Raw genomic sequence first — 19296 nt, forward strand, 5'->3', positions numbered from 1 at the left:
GGCAAGAGCATCGCTGAGCCGCTACACTGGCCGACGGATCCAGCGCGGCGCGCATCCTGTGAACTCCCCCAGGGCCGGAAGGCAGCAAGGGTCAATGGGCTCTGCCGGGTGCGCTGGGTCCTCTCTAATTTCTCCAGGTGTGCGGGCTGATATTTAGCTCCCCAGGGTGAGGTCCTACCAAGTAACGTGATCGCTGGGTCCGCCGCCATGCGCGCGGGACCCGCATACATTGCCCCTAGCCCCTGGAAAGGCTGTCTGATGCCCCGGCAAACGCAGATCGGTTTGATGAGCCATGCGGAGCTCGTGTCCGAACACGAATCGCAGACCGCGAACTACGCGAAGCTCCGGACCGAGAAGCTGACGCTGGACATTACGCGCGGAAAACCCGCGCCCGAGCAGCTGGATCTGTCACTGGACCTGCTCACGCTGCCGGGCGATGGCGATTACCGCGACGGCAATGGCACCGATGTGCGCAATTACGGTGGCCTGCACGGCTTGCCGGAGCTGCGTGCCATCTTCGGCGAGCTGCTCGGCATTCCGGTCTCGAACCTGCTGGCCGGCAACAATGCCAGCCTGGAGCTCATGCACGACGTGATCGTGTTCTCCATGCTGCACGGCGCGGTCGATTCGGAGCGGCGCTGGGTGGACGAGCCCGTCCTCAAGTTCCTTTGTCCCGCACCGGGTTACGACCGGCACTTCGCCATCACCGAATCGCTCGGCTTCGAGATGATCCCGATCCCGATGGGCCACGACGGCCCGGACGTGCACGCCATCGCGGAGCTGGTGGCCTCGGACGCGAGCATCAAGGGCATCTGGGCGGTGCCGAACTACTCGAACCCGACCGGTGTCACCTTCTCCGAAGCCGTGACGCGGGAACTGGTTTCGATGCCGACCGCCGCACCGGACTTCCGCCTGTTCTGGGACAACGCCTATGCCGTGCATCCGCTGACCGATACCGCCGATCCGGTGCTCGATGTGCTGGGTCTGGCCGCCGCGGCCGGAAACCCCAACCGCCCCTACGTTTTCGCCTCCACCTCGAAGATCACCTTCGCGGGTTCGGGCGTGAGCTTCTTCGGGTCCGCCACCGCCAATCTGGAGTGGTACCTGAGCCATGCGGGCAAGAAGAGCATCGGCCCGGACAAGGTGAACCAGCTGCGCCATCTGCGCTTCTTCAAGGATGCCGAGGGTGTGCGCACCCATATGCAGAAGCACCGCGCCATCCTGGAGCCGAAATTCAAACTGGTGCTGCGGATCCTGGAGGACCGGCTGGGCGCGTCCAAGGTGGCGTCCTGGACCGAGCCCAAGGGCGGCTACTTCATCAGCCTGGATGTGCTGGAGGGCACCGCGACCCGCGTGGTCGCACTGGCCAAGGAGGCGGGCATCGCCCTGACCCCGGCCGGTTCGTCCTACCCGTACGGAAAGGACCTGGAGGACAAGAACATTCGCCTCGCCCCCAGCTTCCCGTCCCTCGGTGAACTGGAGAAGGCCATGGACGGCGTCGCCACCTGCGTTCTGCTCGCGGCGACGGAAAAGTTCCTGGGCGCGTAGCGAATAAGAAGGCGCGCACCGGAATCCGGTGCGCGCGAAGATGATTCGAACCACAGGGCACACACCCTCGGGTGCGTGCCCTGTGTTGTCAGCTGGGTTTGTGGGCCAGTACCGCGAAGATGGTGACCGAGAGGTGGATATCGCCGGTTGCCGCACCGGCTTCCAGGTCGGCGATGAGTTGATCGCGCTGCGGGACGGTGATGGAGCCGCGCGCGACGGACATGTCCGCGATGCGGGCGACCAGTGCGCCGGCGCCGATGCCGCCGTCCTGGATGAGGGCGTGCGAGCCGATATCGTCCACAACCAGTCCGGCCTGGGTGAGCTGTCCGGCCAGTCGCCGTCCGGCGAAGGGGTTGGTGGTGCGGGCGATCATGGTCTCGATGACCTCGTGCACCACGTTCCGGTCACCCGGGTGGACGACGGCGGTGCCCCAGTCGCTGTCCAGGACGACCACTCGCCCGCCCGGCTTCAGCACGCGGGCGATCTCCGCGGCGGCTCGGGCCGGGCTGGTCAGGTGCTGGAAGACGCGTTCGCACAGGGCGACATCGAAGGTGTCGCTGCCGAAGGGCAGGCCGTAGGCGTCCCCGGAGGCGAACTTCGCGGCCGAACCGCTCTGCGCGGCGCGGCGTTCGGCGGCGGCACGCAGACCGGGGTCGGGTTCGACGCCGATCGCGGTGCCGTCCGGTCCGACCAGATCGGCGAAGGTGAAGACCTCGGACCCGGTGCCGGACCCGATGTCGACGGCGCTTTCGCCGGCCTGGGTGGCCAGCGCTTCGTGCGCCCAGTTCCGCAGCCGCCGGATTCCCGGTAGCGCGGCCTGCAGATCTTGGACATCGACCAGTTGATCCTGGCCGTCGCTGTCGAATCGGTCCGGACGTAAGCCGGCCCCGGTGCCATCGTGCGGCTCGGTTCCCACTGTAGAAATAGCCATGGTGTCGGGCATGCCGCCGAGCCTAGTCGTGACCGGCGTCACCGCAAGGCAGGGCCGCGGCGGCCGGGCGATCGGTCCGGATTCCGGGCGGGGTGGGATGATCTGACGATGGTGAGCCGCAAACTGTGCCTCGCGCAGGACCCCGAGGCGGACAAGCTGTTGTCGGACGACGACTTCGCGCTGCTGACCGGCATGCTGCTGGACCAGCAGTTTCCCATGGAGCACGCCTTCCGTGGCCCGCAGAAGCTGGCCGATCGGATGGGCGGCTTCGATATCCGGCGGATCGCCGATACCGATCCGGCGGAATTCGAGGAGCTGGCCTCCACCCCGCCCGCCATCCACCGCTACGGCCGTTCCATGGGCCGCCGGGTGCAGGAGCTGGCGCATTTCATCGTCGAGAACTACGACGGCAAGACCTCGGGTCTGTGGACCCGGGGTGATCCGGACGGCAAGGAAATCCTGAAGCGCCTCAAGGCGCTGCCCGGCTTCGGTGATCAGAAGGCCCGAATCTTCCTGGCCCTGCTGGGCAAACAGGGCGGCCTCACCGCCGGCGGCTGGCGCGAAGCCGCGGGCGCCTACGGCGAAGACGGCTCCCGGCGCTCCGTCGCGGACGTGACCGACGCCGAAACCCTCACGCAGGTAAGGGAATTCAAGAAGCAGGCGAAGGCCGCCGCCAAGAAGGCCTGACCCGCCCGGAACTGTTCCGCGAGTAGCGATTACGTGCCGGGTAATGGATGTGATTACGCCCGCCCGCCAGAATCAAGGTGGTTTTTAACCTCCAGCGAAATCGCTGGTTGCTTGATGCTTGCCGCTATCAGTTCGTTTCAGGCAGTGGCGAGGAAGCAGTACCAAATGAAGATGAGGGAATTAACCGGGATCGCGGCACTTGCGATCGCGGCATCAGTGGCACCGTTGGCGACGGCCGGAGCAGCTCCGGCCGCACCGGACAACGGTGTAATCAATTACTCGGCAACAAGTTCCGACAAGGACACCGTCATCTCCACCGACGCGGGTTCGCTGGCGGTCGAGAACGGCGTGTTCAAGATCAAGGCGGCCAATGGGACAACGGTCGCCGGCACCGAATTGAGCTTCCGGGTAGACGATTTCGTCTTCCCGATCGCGGCGGATATCAAGGACCATACTGCGACCCTGACACCGCAGTTCGACACCGAGCACGCCGTATACAAGCCCGTCGCACTGCCTTTCGAGAATTCGGCGCCGTGGAAGTCGGACTACGACCGTGAACAGGCGGCGTGGGGCCGGCTCCGGGATACCGTCGGCGTGGGCGCCACCATCGGCACCGCGGTCGGTGGCATCGGCGGCGCGGCAGTGGGTTGCGTCATCGGCGGCGTTATCGGCGCCGGCGCAGCGGCCGCCGCGATTATCGGCCTGTTCGGTCCGATCGTTCCGGCCGCCGTGGTGGGCTGCCTCGGCGGTATTGCCGCCATCGGTTTCCTCGGCACCCTGGCGGGTCAGTTGCTGATTACCGCACCGGTCGCGATTCTCGCCGCGGTGCAGTACTTCAGCACGATCACCGAGCCTTCGATCAATCAGCCGCCCGCGAAATAACTGACTGACTCACAGGTGCCGCACAGATATTCACTGCTGCGGCACCTTCGAGTCATCTTTTGTTCTCGTCATGCAGCTTCGATCTTGGAGTTCCCCCTACGGATCGCCTGATGAGGAAAACCGAACATATGTTGTCGAAGAAATTCGCCGCTGCTGCGGCGTTGATGATCGCTGCCCTGGGCGTAACCGCTGGTACCGCGGGCGCAGCCCCGGAAGCCGCTGATGCAAGCGCCATCAACTACACCTCCACCACCACCGAGACCAGCACGATCATCAAGACCGATGGTGGTTCGCTGGTCAACGACAACGGTGTGTTCAAGATCAAGGCTGCCAACGGCACCACCGTTGCCGGCACCGATCTGAGCTTCCGTGTCGATGACTTCACGTTCCCGATCGCCGCGGAGATCAAGGACAATGTCGCGACGCTGACCCCGCAGTTCGATGTGGAGCACGCGGTCTACCAGCCGGTCGCCCTGCCTTTCGAGGACACCGCGCCCTGGAAGACCCCGTACGACCGTGAGCAGGCCGCCTGGAACCGCATGAAGGACACCATCTCCACCGGTGCCACCATCGGCACCCTGGTCGGTGGCGTCGGCGGCGCGGCTGTCGGCTGTGTCATCGGTGGCGTTGTCGGCGCCGGTGCCGCTGCTGCGGCCATCGTCGGCCTGTTCGGCCCGATCGTTCCGGCCGCTGTGCTCGGCTGCCTCGGTGGCATGGCTGCCATCGGCTTCCTGGGCACCCTCGCGGGGCAGTTGCTGGTGACCGCTCCGGTCGCGATTCTGGCTGCCGCGCAGTACTTCACGACCATCAACGCTCCCTTCAACGTGGCTCCCGCCAAGTAGCCACGCGCGCTGCGGAGACGCAGTCACAGCTTGCAGGGACACAGCCCCCGTCCGGACTCCGGACGGGGGCCGTCCCCGTGTCACGAGTTCGAATCAAGCCGGTTTTAAGGGTCCCGTTCATCTGGATTTTGCTCGATGCTTGCCGACGCACTGCACAAAGTAGATGAGGGAAGCAGTACATGAAAATGAAGAAATTCGCCGCTATTGCGGCGCTGGTGACCGCTGCGCTGGGCGTGACCGCGGGAACTGTCAATGCTGCCCCCGAGTCTCCTTCGGGCGCCATTGATTACACCGCCACCACCACCGACACCAGCACCATCATCAAGACCGACGCCGGTTCGCTGGTCAACGACAACGGTGTGTTCAAAATCAAGGCCGCCGACGGCACCACCGTCGCGGGCACCGATCTGAGCTTCCGTGTCGACGACTTCCAGTTCCCGATCGCCGCGGAGATCAAGGACAACGTCGCGACGCTGACCCCGCAGTTCGATGTGGACCACGCTGTCTACAAGCCGGTCGACCTGCCGTTCCAGGACACCGCGCCGTGGAAGACTCCGTACGACCGTGAGCAGGCCGCCTGGAATCGCCTCAAGGACACCATCGCGACCGGCGCCACCATCGGCACCCTGGTCGGTGGCATCAGCGGTGCGGCCATCGGTTGCGTCATCGGTGGCGTTGTCGGCGCAGGTGCTGCCGCTGCCGCGATCGTCGGCCTGTTCGGCCCGATCGTTCCGGCCGCTGTTCTCGGCTGCCTCGGTGGCATGGCTGCCATCGGATTCCTGGGCACCCTTGCCGGTCAGCTGCTCGTGACCGCCCCGGTCGCCATCCTGGCTGCCGTGCAGTACTTCACGACGATCAACGCGCCGTTCAACGGGGCCAAGTAAACAGACACGCGATTCGGAGCGCGTCCGGCGCACCGAATTCCGGCGAACCCGCTCGACCACCATGGTCGGGCGGGTTCGCCCGTTTTGGGATCGTGGTGAATTCAAACCTGTTGGGGGAGTGAGCCCGGTGGTGGAGTGTGGTGATGGGCGAGCTGACCTCGATACGCGGCGGCGGAGCCGCACTGACTTCAACCGATGGCGCTGACCTGCGAAAAACCTTCGCGCACTTCCCGAGTGGGGTGGTGGCGGTGTGCGCGCAGATCGGCGGTGAGGCATACGGGATGGTGGTGAGCACCTTTGTCCCGGTATCCCTGGATCCACCGCTGGTATCGCTGTGCGTGCAGTACTCCTCGGAGACCTGGCCGCGCCTGGAGAAGGCCAGCCGGCTCGGATTGAGTTTGCTCGGCGGACATCAGGAGGCGGCGGCCCGCAGTCTGAGTTCGCGGAAGGGCGATCGCTTCCGGGATGTGGATCTGCGCACCGGCAACGGCAATGCCGCCTTCATCGGCGGAGCCGCCGCCTGGCTGGAGGCTTCGATATACGAGCAGGTCGCCGCGGGTGATCACGCCGTGGTCCTGTTGCGCGTGCACCGGATCAGCGCGCATTCCGATGCCGAGCCACTCGTGTTCCACCGCAGTGGTTTTCGCGGACTGCACGATGCCGTGCCGCCGGGTATCAGTGAAGCCGCGAGCTGAGTACCGATCCTCATTGAACTCACGCTGATCCGGACCGGCGACACTCGCTGCCCCGGCTCGTAGCGTCATCCTCACCATCCAGAGCGACCGAGAGACCTGGCTCGTAGACGTCGCAGCAACCCCCCGCCCGCGGGTGCGGGTGCTACCGCCGGGACCGATGGAGGACGAATCCATATGAGCACCCTGGCTGCCCGACCCGGATCCCGGGAGGCGACCGCAGCGGACGACGGCGAACTGACCGTCGCCCGGACCTGGCATCCGTGGCGTTGGGTGACCGGTGCCATCGCGCTGCTGCTGGTCGCGCAGTTCGCACACGGTCTGATCACCAATCCGGGCTGGGACTGGTCCACCTTCGCGCAGTACATCACCGCCTCGTCCGTGCTGGCGGCGCTGAAGGTGACGCTGGAGCTGACCTTCTGGGGCACACTGCTCGGCTTCTTCATCGGTATCTGGCTGGCGATCGGCCGGTTGTCGAAAAACCCGGTGCTGCAGGTGATTTCCTGGACATACATCTGGGCATTCCGTTCGATCCCGCTGATCGTGCAACTGCTGTTCTGGTTCAATCTCGCCTACCTCTACAAGACGGTGTCGCTGGGTATTCCCTTCGGACCGGAGTTCCTGCACGCCGATACGAACAATGTGCTGAGCGGATTCACCGCCGCCGTCATCGGTTTGGCGCTGCATCAGGCGGCGTACTCCGCGGAAATCATTCGCGCGGGCATTATTTCGGTCGATCAGGGGCAGTGGGAGGCCGCGAAATCGCTGGGTCTCCCGTGGCGGCGCCAGTTCTTCCAGGTGATCGTCCCCCAGGCGATGCGCGGCATTCTGCCGAATGCCGCCAATGAGGTGATCAGTCTTTTCAAGGGCACCTCGATCGTCTCGACCATGGCCATCGCCGAACTCTTCTATCAGGTGCAGGTGATATTCGGCCGCAACGGCCGGGTGGTGCCGCTGCTGATGGTGGCGACGGTCTGGTACATCGTGCTGACCACGCTGCTGAATATCGCGCAGTACTACATCGAGCGGCACTTCGCGAAAGGCAGTGTGCGATGAGCGAGTACGCGGTCGAATTACGCAGTGTCCGCAAGTCTTTCGGAACACACCAGGTGCTGGCCGGTATTGATCTGACAGTGCGCCCCGGTGAGGTCACCGTGATTCTCGGCCCGTCCGGATCGGGCAAATCCACGCTTTTGCGCACCATCAATCATCTGGAGAAGGTGGACGCCGGGACCGTCCGGGTCGGCGGTGAGCTGGTCGGTTACCGGCGGCGCGGCAATAAGCTGCACGAGCTGCCCGAGCGCGAGATTCTGCGCCAGCGGGCGCGTATCGGATTCGTCTTCCAGAACTTCAATCTCTTTCCGCACCTGACGGTTCGGGACAATGTGGCGCTCGCGCCCATCGGTGCGCTGCGGCGCCCGCGGGCCGAAGCTCGGGCCGAGGCGCTGGAGTGGCTGGACCGGGTCGGCCTGGCGGACAAGGCCGATGAGTATCCGCGCCGGCTCTCCGGCGGTCAGCAGCAGCGGGTCGCGATCGCCCGCGCGCTGGCGCTGCGCCCCGAGGTGGTGCTGTTCGACGAGCCCACCTCCGCACTGGATCCGCAGCTGGTCGGCGAGGTCCTCGATGTCATCCGGGAGCTGGCGCGCGGTGGTTCCACCCTGGTGATCGTCACCCATGAGCTCGGTTTCGCCCGTGAGGTCGCCGACACCGTGGTGCTGCTGGAGGCCGGGCAGATCGTCGAACAGGGACCGCCCTGTCAGGTTTTCGACGCCCCGGCGCATTCGCGCACCAAAGCCTTTCTCGCGCACGCGCTCTGACGCGTCCCTCCCCTGAGGATCCTCATGTCTCTGTCCAGCCGTCGCAGACGGATCAGCACCGCTCTCGCCGTCGCCATCCTCGGCCTCTTCGTCGGCGGCTGCGGCAGCGGTGACGGCGGTTCCGACAGTGTGCGCACGGTGAACGGTCAGGTCTACGACCTGTCGCCGGAGCAGGCCACCCGGGTGCACGCCGACAAGGTGGACGCCATCGCCGCACTGGTACCGCAGGCCATTCGCGACCGCGGCACGCTGATCGTGACCGGCGCCGCCACCTCCGCGCCGCCGCTGCGCTTCCATGCCACCGACGATCGCACCATCGTCGGCTCCGAGGTCGACTTCGCGACCCTGTTCGCCGACATTCTCGGGCTGAAAGTCGATCTGCGCGCGGCGGATTGGACGCAGAACTTCGTGAAGGTCGACTCCGGTGAGGTGGACGCCTTCATCTCCAATGTCACCGTCACCGAGGAGCGCAAGGAGAAGTACGACTTCGCCACCTACCGCCTCGACAATCTCGCGCTGGAGGTGCCCAACGGCGCGAACTGGACCTACACCGACCGGAAGTCGCTGGCGGGCAAGAAGATCGGCGTGCAGTCGGGCACGAATCAGGAGCAGGTGCTGGTGTCCTGGAACGAGGCGAATATCGCCGCGGGGCTGCCCAAGATCGATATCACCTACTACCAGCAGTCCACCGACTACTACCTGGCGCTCGCCTCCGGCCGACTGGACGGCCTGCTCGGACCCAATCCCGCGGCGCAGTACCACTCCGCCACCGCCGGTCAGACCAAGGTGGTCGCCACCTTCTCCGGCGCTGGCGATGCCCTGCAAGCCGAGATCGGTGTGCTCACCAAGAAGGACAACGGCCTGGTCGGCGCGTTCCAGAAAGCCGTGCAGTACGCCATCGACCACGGCACGTACCAGAAGGTCATCGACCGCTGGGGCCTGAAGAGCGAAGTGGTCCAGCAGTCCCGCATCAACCCGCCCGGCCTGCCGAAGCCGAAGCCATGACCTCCCGCCCCCATCCACTGCCAGTGCGCGCACCCCTACTGCGCCTTCATATTCCGAGCCGTCCGCTCGGCGACCATCGCTACCCCTCCGGAGAACCTCAGTGCTGAAGTCCCCAAAGATGCGCCCGCTAGCCCTGGCCGGCGCTGTAGCCGCCACCCTCAGCCTCGCGGCGTGTGGTGGATCGGACAGCAGTACGGCCGGTGCGCCGTCCGGCCCGCCGCAGACCGGCGGCACCCTGCGCTACGGGCTTTCGCTGGCCCCGACCTGCTCCGATCCGGCGCAGTCGGCCACCAACCAGACCATCTATGTGGACCGGCAGATAGTGGATTCGCTGGTCGATCAAGATCCGGCCACCGGGCAGATCAAGCCGTGGCTGGCCGATACCTGGTTCGTCAGCGCGGATGCCAAATCCTTCAGCTTCCATCTGAAGGACGGCATCACCTTCAGTGACGGCACCCCGCTCACGGCGGATTCGGTGCGCAAGAACTTCGATTCCATTGTCGCCTTGGGCGGTGCGAAGGCCCCGCTGGGCGCCAGCTATCTGGCCGGGTACGCGGGCAGTACGGTGGTGGACCCGCATACGGTCCGGGTGAACTTCGATACGCCGAATGCGCAGTTCCTGCAGGCGACGTCGACCCCGCAGCTCGGCATCCAGTCCGATGCCACGGTGGCGAAGTCGGCGGATGATCGCTGCCTCGGGACCAATATCGGTTCCGGCCCGTTCACCTACGCCGACTGGAAGCAGAACGCCTCGGCCACGCTCGCCAAGCGGACCGGATACACCTGGGGTTCAGCGGTTTTCACGAACACCGGCGAGGCCCACCTGGACAAGATCGTCTTCACCGTCGTCCCGGAAGCCGGGGTGCGCACCGGCAGTCTTGCCTCCGGGCAGCTGGACGCCATCAGTGACGCACTGCCGCAGGATGTTTCGCAGATCGAGGGCGGCGGTGGCCGGGTGCAGTTCACCGTCAACCCGGGCGTCTCCTTCGGCCTGCAGGCCAATGTGACGCGCGGTGCGCTGCGTGATCCGGCGGTGCGGGCGGCGCTGCTGACCGCCATCAACCGCAAGGAGCTGGTGGACACCGTCCTCGGCCCGCAGTTCAAGCCGGCGACCAGCGTGCTGGCCTCCACCACTCCGGGTTACGTGGATCTTTCGGCCCGGGTGAAGTTCGATCAGGATGCCGCCAAGCGGGTTCTCGACCAGGCCGGGTGGGTGCCGGGCGCGGATGGTATTCGGGTCAAGGACGGCCAGCGGCTGACGGCGGGCGTGCTTTTCGCCCCGGTATTCGCCGGTAACCAGGCCATTCTGGAGCTGACCCAGCAGCAGCTGCGCGCCATCGGTTTCGACCTGCGGCTGGAACCGGCCTCGGTGGCGGAGTCGACGGTCCGGCAGAACAATAAGGACTTCGACTTCGACTACTACAACTCCACCCGCGCCGACGGCGATATTCTGCGCACCACCTTCGCCTTCGATCAGCGCAATCTGAACGCCCGCCCGGATGCCGACAAGCTGGATGCGCTGCTGAGCCAGCAGCTTTCGACCACCGACCCGGCCGCCCGCGCCCGGACCATCGGTGATGCGCAGAGCGCCGTACTGGACGACGGCCTGTGGATTCCCACCATCGAGCTGTCGCAGGCCATCGGTATCGGCAAGGGTGTGGCCGATGTGAAGTTCGAGGCGTCCGCGCGGCTGCAGTTCCACGACACCTGGCTGAAGCGGTAATCGGATGCGCCGGTATGTGATCGGACGGGTGCTGCAGGCGGTGGGCGTGCTGTGGGCGGCGTTCACGCTGTCCTTCGCGGTGCTCTACCTGCTGCCCGGCGATCCGGCGGAGATGGCCGCGAACGCCGCCACCGGTACACCGGTGGATGCCCATGCGATTGCCGAGATGCGGGCCAGGTACGGCCTGGATCAACCGCTGTGGGAACAGTATTGGACGGCGCTCACCCATGCGGTGCGCGGCGATCTCGGGCATTCCATCAATTCCGGTCAGACCGTCACCGGCGCGCTCGCCCAGGCCCTGCCCACCACCTTGGAGCTGGCGGTGCTGGCGCTCGTGCTGGCACTGCTGGGCGGCGCGGCGCTCGCGCTGGCGGCGGCGTACACCCGGCGCTCCTGGCTGCGCAATCTACTCACCGCACTGCCGCCCATCGGGGCGTCGATGCCGCAGTTCTGGGTGGGATTGCTGCTGCTGCAACTGTTCTCGTTCCGGTTGAAGCTGGTGCCCGCCTTCGGCGGTACCGGTTTCAGCGGAACCATACTGCCGGCGGTCACCCTCGCGCTGCCGGTCGGCGCGGTCATCGCCCAGGTGCTGTACGCCAGCCTCAGTGCCACCTGGCGGCAGCCGTTCGTGGAGGTGGCCTTCGCCAAGGGCGCCTCGCGGTGGTGGGTGCAGCTGCGCCATGTGCTGCGCCCGGCGACTGCGCCCGCGCTGACCGTGGCGGGCCTGTGGGTCGGCACCATCCTCGCGGGTTCGGTGGTCACCGAGACCGTGTTCTCCCGCCCCGGCATCGGCCGCCTCACCCAGGAATCGGTGCTGTACCAGGACATTCCGGTGGTGCAGGGCATCGTCGTGTTCGCCTCGCTGGTCTTCGTCACGGTCAATCTGCTCATCGATCTCGCGTATCCACTACTCGATCCCCGCGTGGCCCAGCGCGGCTCGAGGAAGGAGCACTCCCATGCCTGAGACCCTCGACCTCTTCGCCGCCTGCACCCCCGCCCTCGCGATAGCCACCGTCGTCGCCACCCTCCTCACCGTCGCCCTCGTGATCCTCACCGCCGGTAGCCGCACCCTCGTCATCCCGGCACGCTTGTTGGCCGGGATCCACAGCGTTGCAGTCGAACCAGGTGCATCCCGGCCAAAAGCACGCCGGGATTACGGTGTGGATTCGCGGTGGGGTGCGAGGCTGCGGGTGATAACGCTGTCGCATGCGATGCTCGATCCGGGGTTCGCGTATTGGTTCGTCGATGACGAGGCCTCCGATGTCTGAGGCCGTCGCGGTGCGCGAAAGTCCCACGGTGCCTTCCGTTCCGGTGCGGCAGGTGTGGGAGTGGGTGCGCGGGAATTACGGATTGCTCATCGCGGGTGCGGTGCTGCTGGTGGTGCTGGGCTGGGTGGTGCTGCCCGGGGTGTTCGCCAGCGGTGACCCGCTGCACGGTGTGCCCGCGCAGAAGCTGCGCGGGCCGAGCGCGCAGCACTGGTTCGGCACCGACAATCTGGGTCGCGATGTGTACACACGGGTGGTGCACGGCGCGGGACTCTCGATCAGCGCCACCCTCTTCGCGGTGGTGCTCGGCCTGGTGGTGGGTTCGCTGCTCGGTCTGGTGGCCGGTGCGTCCGGCGGCGTGGTCGACAGCGCGATCATGCGCGCCGCCGATGTCCTGCTGTCGATTCCGGATCTGCTGGTATCGCTGGCCTTGATCACCGTGCTCGGCATGGGTACCCGCAATGTGGCCATCGCCGTGGGTGTTTCGCTCATCGCCCGCTTCGCCCGCGTCATGCGCGGCGAGGTGCTGCGGGTGCGGCGCGCCCCGTACGTGGAGGCCGCCTTCGCCTCCGGTGTCCGCTGGCACACGGTGCTGCTGCGGCACATACTCCGCAATGCGTACGGCCCGGTGGCCGCGCTCGCGGTCATCGACTTCGGCATGGCCGTCCTGTTCGTCGCCTCGCTGAGCTTCCTGGGCTACGGCGCGGTGCCGCCCACACCCGAGTGGGGCTCGATGGTGTCGGAGGGCCGGAACTTCCTGGCCATCGCCTGGTGGCTCACCACGCTCCCGGGTCTGGTGATCATCGCCCTGGTCCTGGCCACCCAGCGTTTCGCGCGTGCTCTGCAGAAGGACACCCTCCGATGAGCGAATCACTGTTGAGCATTGCCGACCTGCGGGTGGAGTATCAGGGCAGCACCGGCACCACCGCGGCGGTCCGTGGCGTCTCGCTGGAGGTCAGCGCCGGAGAGACCCTGGCGCTGGTCGGCGAATCCGGTTCCGGGAAGTCCACTCTCGCGCATGCGGTGATCGGGCTGCTGAACGGTGGCGTGATCACCGGCGGTGAGATCACCTTCGCCGGGGAGCGCATCGAACGGGCCGCGCAGCGGACGCTGCAGCGTATTCGCGGTGCGCGCATCGGCCTGGTGCCGCAGGACCCCGGAACCTCGCTGAATCCGGTGCTGCGCATCGGCGATCAGGTCGGGGAGGTGCTGCGCATCCACGGCCGGGCGGATCGGCGCACCGCGCAGCTCGAGGCCGTGCGGATGCTGGCGGAGGCCGGGCTGGACCGCCCGGAATTGCGTGCGCGGCAGTATCCCCAGGATCTCTCCGGCGGCCAGCGGCAGCGCGTGCTCATCGGCATCGCCCTCGCCTGCACGCCCGAGCTGGTCATCGCGGACGAGCCGACCAGTGCCCTCGATGTCACCGTGCAGCGCCGGATTCTCGATCATCTGGCCGCTCGTACCCGGGAATCCGGCACCGCGGTCCTGTTGATCACCCATGATCTCGGCGTGGCGGCCGAACGCGCCGATCGCATCGCCGTCATGCAGCAGGGCCGCATTGTCGAAAGCGGTCCTACCGCACAGGTTCTCGGTGATCCACAGCACGAATACACGCAGCGGCTCATCGCCGCCGCGCCCAGCCTGGACACCGCCCTGCCGGTGCGCCGGGATATCGGCTCCGCGCCGCCGCTGCTGTCCGCGACCGGACTGCGCAAGGTTTTCCACATTGCACGGGGAGAATCCGTCACAGCTGTGGATAACATTTCGCTGGCGGTCGCACGCGGTGAAACCCTCGCGGTCGTAGGCGAATCCGGATCCGGGAAGTCGACCACCGCGCGTATTGTCGCCCGGCTCACCGAACCCGATGCGGGGACCGTCACCTTCGACGGTCAGGACATCAGCGGACTGCGCGGTGCGCGGCTGCGTGAGTTCCGCCGCCGCATCCAGGTGGTCTACCAGAACCCGTACGTCTCGCTGAACCCGAAGCTGACCGTCGCCAAGATTGTCGGGGAACCGCTGCAGGCCTTCGGAATCGGCGACCGCGCGACCCGCCGCACGAACGTCACCGAACTGCTCGACCAGGTCGCACTGCCCAGCGCCTACCTCGACCGCCGTCCCGCTGAACTCTCCGGCGGCCAGCGGCAGCGGGTGGCGATCGCACGGGCCCTGGCGCTGCGCCCGGACCTGCTGGTCCTCGACGAACCCGTTTCCGCACTGGATGTTTCGGTGCAGGCCCAGATTCTGGAGCTGCTCGAGCTGCTGCAGGCCGAGCTGAATCTCGCCTATCTGTTCATCTCCCACGATCTGGCCGTGGTCCGGCGGCTCGCGGATCGCGTCGCCGTCATGCGCCAGGGCTCGATTGTCGAAACAGCCTCCACCGCCGAGCTTTTCGATCGTCCACAGCACGAATACACGCGTGAACTCCTGGCTGCCGTGCCCGGCGTGGTTCCCGCTCCTCTGGAAAGGACAGCGTGATGCCGTACTCCCCACCGCTGCTGCTGGGCCTGGAACTGTCCGGTACCGGCGCGCATCCCGCCTCCTGGCGGCGGGCCGATTCGCGGGCCGAGGAGCTGTTCACCGGTGCGTACTGGGTCGATGCCCTGCGGGCCGCCGAGAACGCCGGTATCGATCTCGCCTTCCTGCCCGACTCGTTCACCCTGCAGGCCCCCGGCGCCGCGGTCGGCCGCCTGGATGCCGTGGCCATCGCCGCCCGCGCCGCCGCGGTCACCAACCGCATCGGCCTGGTGCCGCAGGCCTCGGTCACCCACACCGAGCCCTTCCACCTGTCCAAGGCCATTGCCAGCCTGGATTTCGCCAGCCACGGCCGGGCCGGCTGGGAGGTCGGCGTCTCCGGGGCGGGCGAGGCGAAGCTGTTCGGCCGCAAGCCGGAACAGGGTTCGCACTCCCGCTGGTTCGAGGCGGACGAGGCCGTGGAGGTGGTGTCGCGACTGTGGGACAGCTGGGCGGACGATGCCGAGATCCGGGATGTCGCCACCGGCCGCTTCATCGATCGGGACCGGCTGCACTACATCGATTTCACCGGTGACAATTTCGCGGTGAAGGGCCCCTCCATCACACCGCGCCCGCCGCAGGGCCAGCCGCTGGTCACCATTCGCGCTGACGAACCGCACAGTGCCCGCGTCGCTGTGCACCGTGCCGATCTCATTCGCATCGCCGCCCGCGATCTGGAGACCGCCGCCGCCACCCGTTCGGAGCTGCGGGCCGCCGTGGCCGCCGCCGGGCGGGACCCGAATCAGGTTCGGGTGCTGCTGGATATCGACATCCACCTGGCGGCCACCGCCGATGATGCCGCGATCGATGTCGCACAGCTGGAGGACTGGACGCCCACCGGAGTTCCTCGAACGGTCTTCCACATCGGCACGCCCGCCGAACTGCGCGAGCTGCTCACCGAGGTCGAAACCGAGTGTGCCGCAGACGGAGTGGTGCTACGCCCGCTCGCGCTCACCGCCGCGCTGCCCTACCTCGCCGCCGTCGCGCCCACCCTGCGTGCGCGGCTCGGCCTCCCGCGCACCGCCAATCGCTACGCCAGCGCCTGAGGAGAGCCATGCCGGAACATCCGATACGCAAGCAGATTCACCTCGCCGCGCACTTCCCGGGCGTCAACCACAACACGGTCTGGTCCGATCCCGGCTCGGGCAGTCAGATCGACTTCGACTCCTTCGTGCATCTGGCGCGCACCGCCGAGCGCGGACTATTCGATTTCTTCTTCCTGGCCGAGGGCCTGCGACTGCGCGAGCACCGGGGTCGCATCCACGACCTGGATGTGGTGGGCCGCCCCGACACCTTCACGGTGCTGGACGCGCTCGCCGCCGTCACCACGCATCTAGGGCTGGCGGGCACCATCAACACCACCTACAACGAACCGTTCGAGCTGGCAAAGCAATTCGCGACTCTGGATCACCTCTCCGGCGGCCGTGCGGCGTGGAATGCGGTCACTTCGTCGGATGCCTTCACCGGCGCGAACTTCCGGCGCGGCGGGTATCTGGAGCACGCCAAGCGATACACCCGCGCCAATGAGGTCGTGAATGCCACCCGCGCGCTCTGGGACAGCTGGCCCGCCGATGCGCTCGTCGTCGACCGTGAGCGCGGGGTATTCGCGCAACCCGTGCCGACCGTGCGTTTCGAAAGCGACCAGTTCGATATCGACGGCGAATTCGTGCTGCCCCGCAGTCCGCAGGGCTATCCGGTGCAGATCCAGGCCGGCGATTCCGATGAGGGCCGCGAATTCGCCGCCGCCAAGGCCGATGTCGTCTTCAGCGCGCACGGTGAACTCGAGGACGGGCAGCGCTTCTACCTCGACGTCAAGGACCGGCTCGCCAAGTACGGCCGCGCCCGTGACGATCTGAAGATCCTGCCCGCGGCGGGATTCGTGCTCGGCGACACCCCGGAGGAGGCGGTGGCCAATGCCCGCCGCATTCGCCGCCAGCAGGTCAGCGGGCCGACGGCCATCGCCTTCCTGGAACAGGTGTGGGGTCGCGATCTGTCCGCGTACGACCCGGACGGCCCGCTGCCCGATATCGATCCGGTCGACAATCCGGATATCACCCGCGGCCGGGTGCGGCACGCCAAGGACCCGCGTGCGGTCGCCGAAGCCTGGCGGGCCAAGGCGCAGGCGGAGCAGCTCAGCATTCGCGATCTGATCATCGAAACCACTGCGCGCCAGCAGTTCATCGGCACGCCCCGCGAGGTGGCGGCCGCCATCGACCAGCACGTCCAGAGCGATGCCGCCGACGGCTTCGTGCTGGTTCCGCATCTCACCCCCACCGGCCTCGACGAATTCGTCGACAAGGTGATTCCGGAACTTCAGGAGCTCGGCAGCTTCCGCACCGAGTACACCGGTTCGACCCTGCGCGACCACCTCGGTCTGCGCCATCCGCACCACCGCACCGAAGGAGTACGTGCATCATGACCGCGACCGTCACCGAATTCGAACAGCAGTGGGCCACTTGGCGTTCCGAACGCGACGCCTGGGCGCGGCAGCCACTGGGCTGGTTGAGCCTGACCGGCCTGCACTGGCTCGGCGAGACCGAGGAGACCGTCGAGGGGCTGCCCGGCCGCTGGCGCGCCGACCGGGAGAACGTCTATGTGACAGCGGAATCCGCGGTATCGGACACCGCCGAACTCGCTACCCTGCGGCTCGGCGGCGCGGTACTGCTGGGGACGACCGTGCTCACCCCCGGCGAAGGCGCACCCGGGCTGGAGGTGCGCACCGGCGCCCGGCTCATCGAGGTCATCCGCCGCAGCGGCAAATTCGCGCTGCGCGTGCATGATCCGGCCGCGCCCACCCTGGCCGCCTTCACCGAGATCCCGGCCTACCGGCCCGATCCGCGCTGGGTGGTGACCGGCCGTTTCGAACCGTTCGAGGTGGCGCGCGTGGTCACCACCGGGGCGGTGGTGCCCGGCCTCGAGCACCACCATGTCGCCACCGGCACAGTCACTTTCGAACTCGCGGGCAGCGAGCACCGGCTCGTCGTGTTCGGCAATCAGACCCTCGGCCTGCACCTGCTCATCACCGACGGCACCAGCGGCGTCACCACCTACGGCGGCGCGCGGCGGGTGGATCTCTCGCGTCCCGCGCCCGACGGCACGCTGATCATCGATTTCAACCGAACCCTCAATCTGCCCTGCGCCTTCACCGATTACGCCACCTGCCCGATCGCACCGGCCGAGAACCGGTTGCGGGTGGATATCGAAGCAGGCGAGCAGGATCCGCGACGGGAGCAGCTGTCATGACAATTCCACTATCGGTCCTGGACCTTTCGCCCATCAGCACCGGTTCCGATGCCCGGCAGGCGCTGCGCAATACCATCGATCTGGCGCGCCAGGCCGAACGCTGGGGCTACAACCGGTTCTGGATCGCCGAACACCACTTCGTCTCCGTGGCCAGTTCCGCGCCGACCACCCTGATCGGCCTGATCGCGGCCGCCACCGAATCCATTCGGGTGGGCACCGCGGCAGTGCAACTCGGGCACCACACCTCGGTCTCGGTGGTGGAGGCGTTCGGCACCGTCGATGCGCTCTATCCGGGTCGTCTCGATCTGGGTCTGGGTCGCTCCGGGCACCGCGGTGACCAATTGCGCTCCGCCGGTGTGCCGCCGGTGCCCAACCCTGATCGGCCGATCCAGGTCCGCGACGGGGTGGTGCTGCCGCCGCCGTTCAGACCCGGACAGCTGCTCGACACCACCCGTATCGCAGCGGGTTTGGAGGCGCTGAACCTGCCCGGTGCGCAACCGCTGCCCTATTCACAGCAGGTACAGCAGATCCGCGATCTGCTGGAGGGCACCTACACCGGCAGCGATGGGGTGCCGCTGCACGCCTTCCCCGGCGAGGGCGCGGAGGTGCAGCTGTGGCTGTTCGGCAGCAGCGGCGGCGAAAGCGCCCAGCTGGCCGGACAATCGGGGCTGCCGTTCGCCGCCAACTATCACGTCTCGCCCGGCACCATCGTGGAGACGGTGGAGGCGTACCGTGCGGCCTTCCGGCCCTCGGCCCGCTACGCCCGCCCCTATCTGGTGGTGTCGGCGGATGTGGTGGTGGCGGAGGATGATGCGACGGCCCAGCGCCTGGCCTCCAGCTACGGCCACTGGGTGTACAGCATTCGCAGCGGCGCCGGTGCGGCCGAATACCTCGACCCCGCCGCCGCACCGCCGCTCACCGGTCCGCAGCGCCGCCTGGTCGACGACCGCGTCACCACCCAGTTCGTCGGTTCGGCCGCCTCGGTCGCGGAGCGGCTGCGTGCACTGCAACAGCTCACCGGCGCAGACGAACTCGTGATCACCAGCGTCACCCACGATCACGAGGATCGACTGAACTCGCACCGCCTGCTCGCCCGCGAATGGGGACTGTCGCACATTCGCGCGGCCTGAGATCTCTCCGCCGCTCGCCGAGGAAGGGGACTCCGCAGGCGAGTGGAGGGAGAAGCCGCATCTGCGCCAATGGGCCGACCGTAGATGCGGCACAGGATCGGGCCCGGGCCGTGGACCGCCCGGGCCCGATCCGCCA

Annotated in this window: 19 protein-coding genes, 1 other RNA gene and 1 riboswitch; of the genes, 19 read left to right on the top strand and 1 reads right to left on the bottom strand. The window is 67.1% G+C overall.

What is annotated here, in order from left to right; genetic code table 11:
* The first annotated feature begins 32 nt into the window (after nucleotides 1-32).
* An RNA gene (gene ffs, locus ABZX86_RS20735) (signal recognition particle sRNA small type) lies at nucleotides 33-127 on the top strand.
* A 131-nt stretch (nucleotides 128-258) separates the two neighbouring features.
* The gene (locus ABZX86_RS20740; RefSeq protein WP_355125652.1) at nucleotides 259-1548 is read left to right on the top strand and encodes an aminotransferase class I/II-fold pyridoxal phosphate-dependent enzyme; all 1290 of its coding nucleotides are present in this window, start codon (nucleotides 259-261) and stop codon (nucleotides 1546-1548) included.
* 88 nt (nucleotides 1549-1636) lie between these two features.
* On the opposite strand, the gene ABZX86_RS20745 is transcribed toward ABZX86_RS20740, so the two are convergent.
* A complete protein-coding gene (locus tag ABZX86_RS20745; protein WP_355125654.1) occupies nucleotides 1637-2491 on the bottom strand; it encodes a methyltransferase domain-containing protein in 855 nt (284 codons plus the stop codon).
* 96 nt (nucleotides 2492-2587) lie between these two features.
* Between ABZX86_RS20745 and ABZX86_RS20750 the strand changes: the two genes are divergently transcribed.
* From ABZX86_RS20750 to ABZX86_RS20830, 17 genes are all read left to right on the top strand, one after another.
* Nucleotides 2588-3166, top strand: coding sequence for an HhH-GPD-type base excision DNA repair protein (locus ABZX86_RS20750; protein ID WP_355125656.1), 579 nt, complete (start codon nucleotides 2588-2590; stop codon nucleotides 3164-3166).
* A gap of 165 nt (nucleotides 3167-3331) precedes the next feature.
* Nucleotides 3332-4048 (top strand): hypothetical protein, encoded by a 717-nt coding sequence (locus ABZX86_RS20755; protein ID WP_355125881.1) that lies wholly within the window; start codon nucleotides 3332-3334, stop codon nucleotides 4046-4048.
* Nucleotides 4049-4176: 128 nt separating this feature from the next.
* Nucleotides 4177-4890: a hypothetical protein gene (locus ABZX86_RS20760; RefSeq protein WP_355125883.1), complete on the top strand. Its 714-nt coding sequence runs from the start codon at nucleotides 4177-4179 to the stop codon at nucleotides 4888-4890.
* Between the two features lie 179 nt (nucleotides 4891-5069).
* Nucleotides 5070-5774 carry a hypothetical protein gene (locus ABZX86_RS20765; protein ID WP_355125658.1) on the top strand — a complete coding sequence of 235 codons (705 nt, stop codon included), beginning with the start codon at nucleotides 5070-5072 and terminating at the stop codon, nucleotides 5772-5774.
* A 143-nt stretch (nucleotides 5775-5917) separates the two neighbouring features.
* On the top strand, nucleotides 5918-6469 hold the full coding sequence (locus ABZX86_RS20770; protein WP_355125660.1) for a flavin reductase family protein: 552 nt from the start codon (nucleotides 5918-5920) through the stop codon (nucleotides 6467-6469).
* Nucleotides 6470-6540: 71 nt separating this feature from the next.
* A riboswitch (SAM riboswitch) is annotated at nucleotides 6541-6633 on the top strand.
* A 10-nt stretch (nucleotides 6634-6643) separates the two neighbouring features.
* Nucleotides 6644-7522, top strand: coding sequence for an amino acid ABC transporter permease (locus ABZX86_RS20775; RefSeq protein WP_355125662.1), 879 nt, complete (start codon nucleotides 6644-6646; stop codon nucleotides 7520-7522).
* A complete protein-coding gene (locus ABZX86_RS20780) occupies nucleotides 7519-8283 on the top strand; it encodes an amino acid ABC transporter ATP-binding protein (RefSeq protein ID WP_355125664.1) in 765 nt (254 codons plus the stop codon). The genes ABZX86_RS20775 and ABZX86_RS20780 overlap by 4 nt, the downstream gene beginning before the upstream one ends.
* Before the next feature lie 24 nt (nucleotides 8284-8307).
* Nucleotides 8308-9288, top strand: coding sequence for a transporter substrate-binding domain-containing protein (locus ABZX86_RS20785; protein WP_355125666.1), 981 nt, complete (start codon nucleotides 8308-8310; stop codon nucleotides 9286-9288).
* 118 nt (nucleotides 9289-9406) lie between these two features.
* Nucleotides 9407-11011 carry an ABC transporter substrate-binding protein gene (locus tag ABZX86_RS20790; protein WP_355125885.1) on the top strand — a complete coding sequence of 535 codons (1605 nt, stop codon included), beginning with the start codon at nucleotides 9407-9409 and terminating at the stop codon, nucleotides 11009-11011.
* 4 nt (nucleotides 11012-11015) lie between these two features.
* Complete coding sequence (locus ABZX86_RS20795) at nucleotides 11016-11975, top strand: ABC transporter permease (RefSeq protein WP_355125668.1); 960 nt, start codon at nucleotides 11016-11018, stop codon at nucleotides 11973-11975.
* Complete coding sequence (locus ABZX86_RS20800) at nucleotides 11968-12279, top strand: hypothetical protein (protein WP_355125669.1); 312 nt, start codon at nucleotides 11968-11970, stop codon at nucleotides 12277-12279. Before ABZX86_RS20795 ends, ABZX86_RS20800 begins: the two co-directional genes overlap by 8 nt.
* Nucleotides 12272-13141: an ABC transporter permease gene (locus tag ABZX86_RS20805; protein ID WP_355125671.1), complete on the top strand. Its 870-nt coding sequence runs from the start codon at nucleotides 12272-12274 to the stop codon at nucleotides 13139-13141. The genes ABZX86_RS20800 and ABZX86_RS20805 overlap by 8 nt, the downstream gene beginning before the upstream one ends.
* The gene (locus ABZX86_RS20810; protein ID WP_355125673.1) at nucleotides 13138-14751 is read left to right on the top strand and encodes an ABC transporter ATP-binding protein; all 1614 of its coding nucleotides are present in this window, start codon (nucleotides 13138-13140) and stop codon (nucleotides 14749-14751) included. The genes ABZX86_RS20805 and ABZX86_RS20810 overlap by 4 nt, the downstream gene beginning before the upstream one ends.
* A complete protein-coding gene (locus ABZX86_RS20815; protein WP_355125675.1) occupies nucleotides 14751-15833 on the top strand; it encodes an LLM class flavin-dependent oxidoreductase in 1083 nt (360 codons plus the stop codon). The genes ABZX86_RS20810 and ABZX86_RS20815 overlap by 1 nt, the downstream gene beginning before the upstream one ends.
* An 8-nt stretch (nucleotides 15834-15841) precedes the next feature.
* Nucleotides 15842-17206 carry an NtaA/DmoA family FMN-dependent monooxygenase gene (locus ABZX86_RS20820; RefSeq protein ID WP_355125677.1) on the top strand — a complete coding sequence of 455 codons (1365 nt, stop codon included), beginning with the start codon at nucleotides 15842-15844 and terminating at the stop codon, nucleotides 17204-17206.
* Nucleotides 17203-18030: a DUF1684 domain-containing protein gene (locus ABZX86_RS20825; RefSeq protein ID WP_355125679.1), complete on the top strand. Its 828-nt coding sequence runs from the start codon at nucleotides 17203-17205 to the stop codon at nucleotides 18028-18030. Before ABZX86_RS20820 ends, ABZX86_RS20825 begins: the two co-directional genes overlap by 4 nt.
* A complete protein-coding gene (locus ABZX86_RS20830) occupies nucleotides 18027-19160 on the top strand; it encodes an LLM class flavin-dependent oxidoreductase (protein WP_355125681.1) in 1134 nt (377 codons plus the stop codon). The genes ABZX86_RS20825 and ABZX86_RS20830 overlap by 4 nt, the downstream gene beginning before the upstream one ends.
* The last annotated feature ends 136 nt before the right edge of the window (nucleotides 19161-19296 follow it).

It is taken from the genome of Nocardia sp. NPDC006630 (assembly GCF_040611495.1).
In the GTDB taxonomy this organism is placed as follows: Bacteria; Actinomycetota; Actinomycetes; order Mycobacteriales; family Mycobacteriaceae; genus Nocardia.

What these genes read in the sequence shown, in the direction of transcription:
- ABZX86_RS20740 (WP_355125652.1), top strand. Translation starts at nt 259, where the DNA reads ATGCCCCGGCAAACGCAGATCGGTTTGATGAGCCATGCGGAGCTCGTG.
- ABZX86_RS20745 (WP_355125654.1), bottom strand. Translation starts at nt 2,491, where the DNA reads ATGCCCGACACCATGGCTATTTCTACAGTGGGAACCGAGCCGCACGAT.
- ABZX86_RS20750 (WP_355125656.1), top strand. Translation starts at nt 2,588, where the DNA reads ATGGTGAGCCGCAAACTGTGCCTCGCGCAGGACCCCGAGGCGGACAAG.
- ABZX86_RS20755 (WP_355125881.1), top strand. Translation starts at nt 3,332, where the DNA reads ATGAAGATGAGGGAATTAACCGGGATCGCGGCACTTGCGATCGCGGCA.
- ABZX86_RS20760 (WP_355125883.1), top strand. Translation starts at nt 4,177, where the DNA reads ATGTTGTCGAAGAAATTCGCCGCTGCTGCGGCGTTGATGATCGCTGCC.
- ABZX86_RS20765 (WP_355125658.1), top strand. Translation starts at nt 5,070, where the DNA reads ATGAAAATGAAGAAATTCGCCGCTATTGCGGCGCTGGTGACCGCTGCG.
- ABZX86_RS20770 (WP_355125660.1), top strand. Translation starts at nt 5,918, where the DNA reads ATGGGCGAGCTGACCTCGATACGCGGCGGCGGAGCCGCACTGACTTCA.
- ABZX86_RS20775 (WP_355125662.1), top strand. Translation starts at nt 6,644, where the DNA reads ATGAGCACCCTGGCTGCCCGACCCGGATCCCGGGAGGCGACCGCAGCG.
- ABZX86_RS20780 (WP_355125664.1), top strand. Translation starts at nt 7,519, where the DNA reads ATGAGCGAGTACGCGGTCGAATTACGCAGTGTCCGCAAGTCTTTCGGA.
- ABZX86_RS20785 (WP_355125666.1), top strand. Translation starts at nt 8,308, where the DNA reads ATGTCTCTGTCCAGCCGTCGCAGACGGATCAGCACCGCTCTCGCCGTC.
- ABZX86_RS20790 (WP_355125885.1), top strand. Translation starts at nt 9,407, where the DNA reads ATGCGCCCGCTAGCCCTGGCCGGCGCTGTAGCCGCCACCCTCAGCCTC.
- ABZX86_RS20795 (WP_355125668.1), top strand. Translation starts at nt 11,016, where the DNA reads ATGCGCCGGTATGTGATCGGACGGGTGCTGCAGGCGGTGGGCGTGCTG.
- ABZX86_RS20800 (WP_355125669.1), top strand. Translation starts at nt 11,968, where the DNA reads ATGCCTGAGACCCTCGACCTCTTCGCCGCCTGCACCCCCGCCCTCGCG.
- ABZX86_RS20805 (WP_355125671.1), top strand. Translation starts at nt 12,272, where the DNA reads ATGTCTGAGGCCGTCGCGGTGCGCGAAAGTCCCACGGTGCCTTCCGTT.
- ABZX86_RS20810 (WP_355125673.1), top strand. Translation starts at nt 13,138, where the DNA reads ATGAGCGAATCACTGTTGAGCATTGCCGACCTGCGGGTGGAGTATCAG.
- ABZX86_RS20815 (WP_355125675.1), top strand. Translation starts at nt 14,751, where the DNA reads ATGCCGTACTCCCCACCGCTGCTGCTGGGCCTGGAACTGTCCGGTACC.
- ABZX86_RS20820 (WP_355125677.1), top strand. Translation starts at nt 15,842, where the DNA reads ATGCCGGAACATCCGATACGCAAGCAGATTCACCTCGCCGCGCACTTC.
- ABZX86_RS20825 (WP_355125679.1), top strand. Translation starts at nt 17,203, where the DNA reads ATGACCGCGACCGTCACCGAATTCGAACAGCAGTGGGCCACTTGGCGT.
- ABZX86_RS20830 (WP_355125681.1), top strand. Translation starts at nt 18,027, where the DNA reads ATGACAATTCCACTATCGGTCCTGGACCTTTCGCCCATCAGCACCGGT.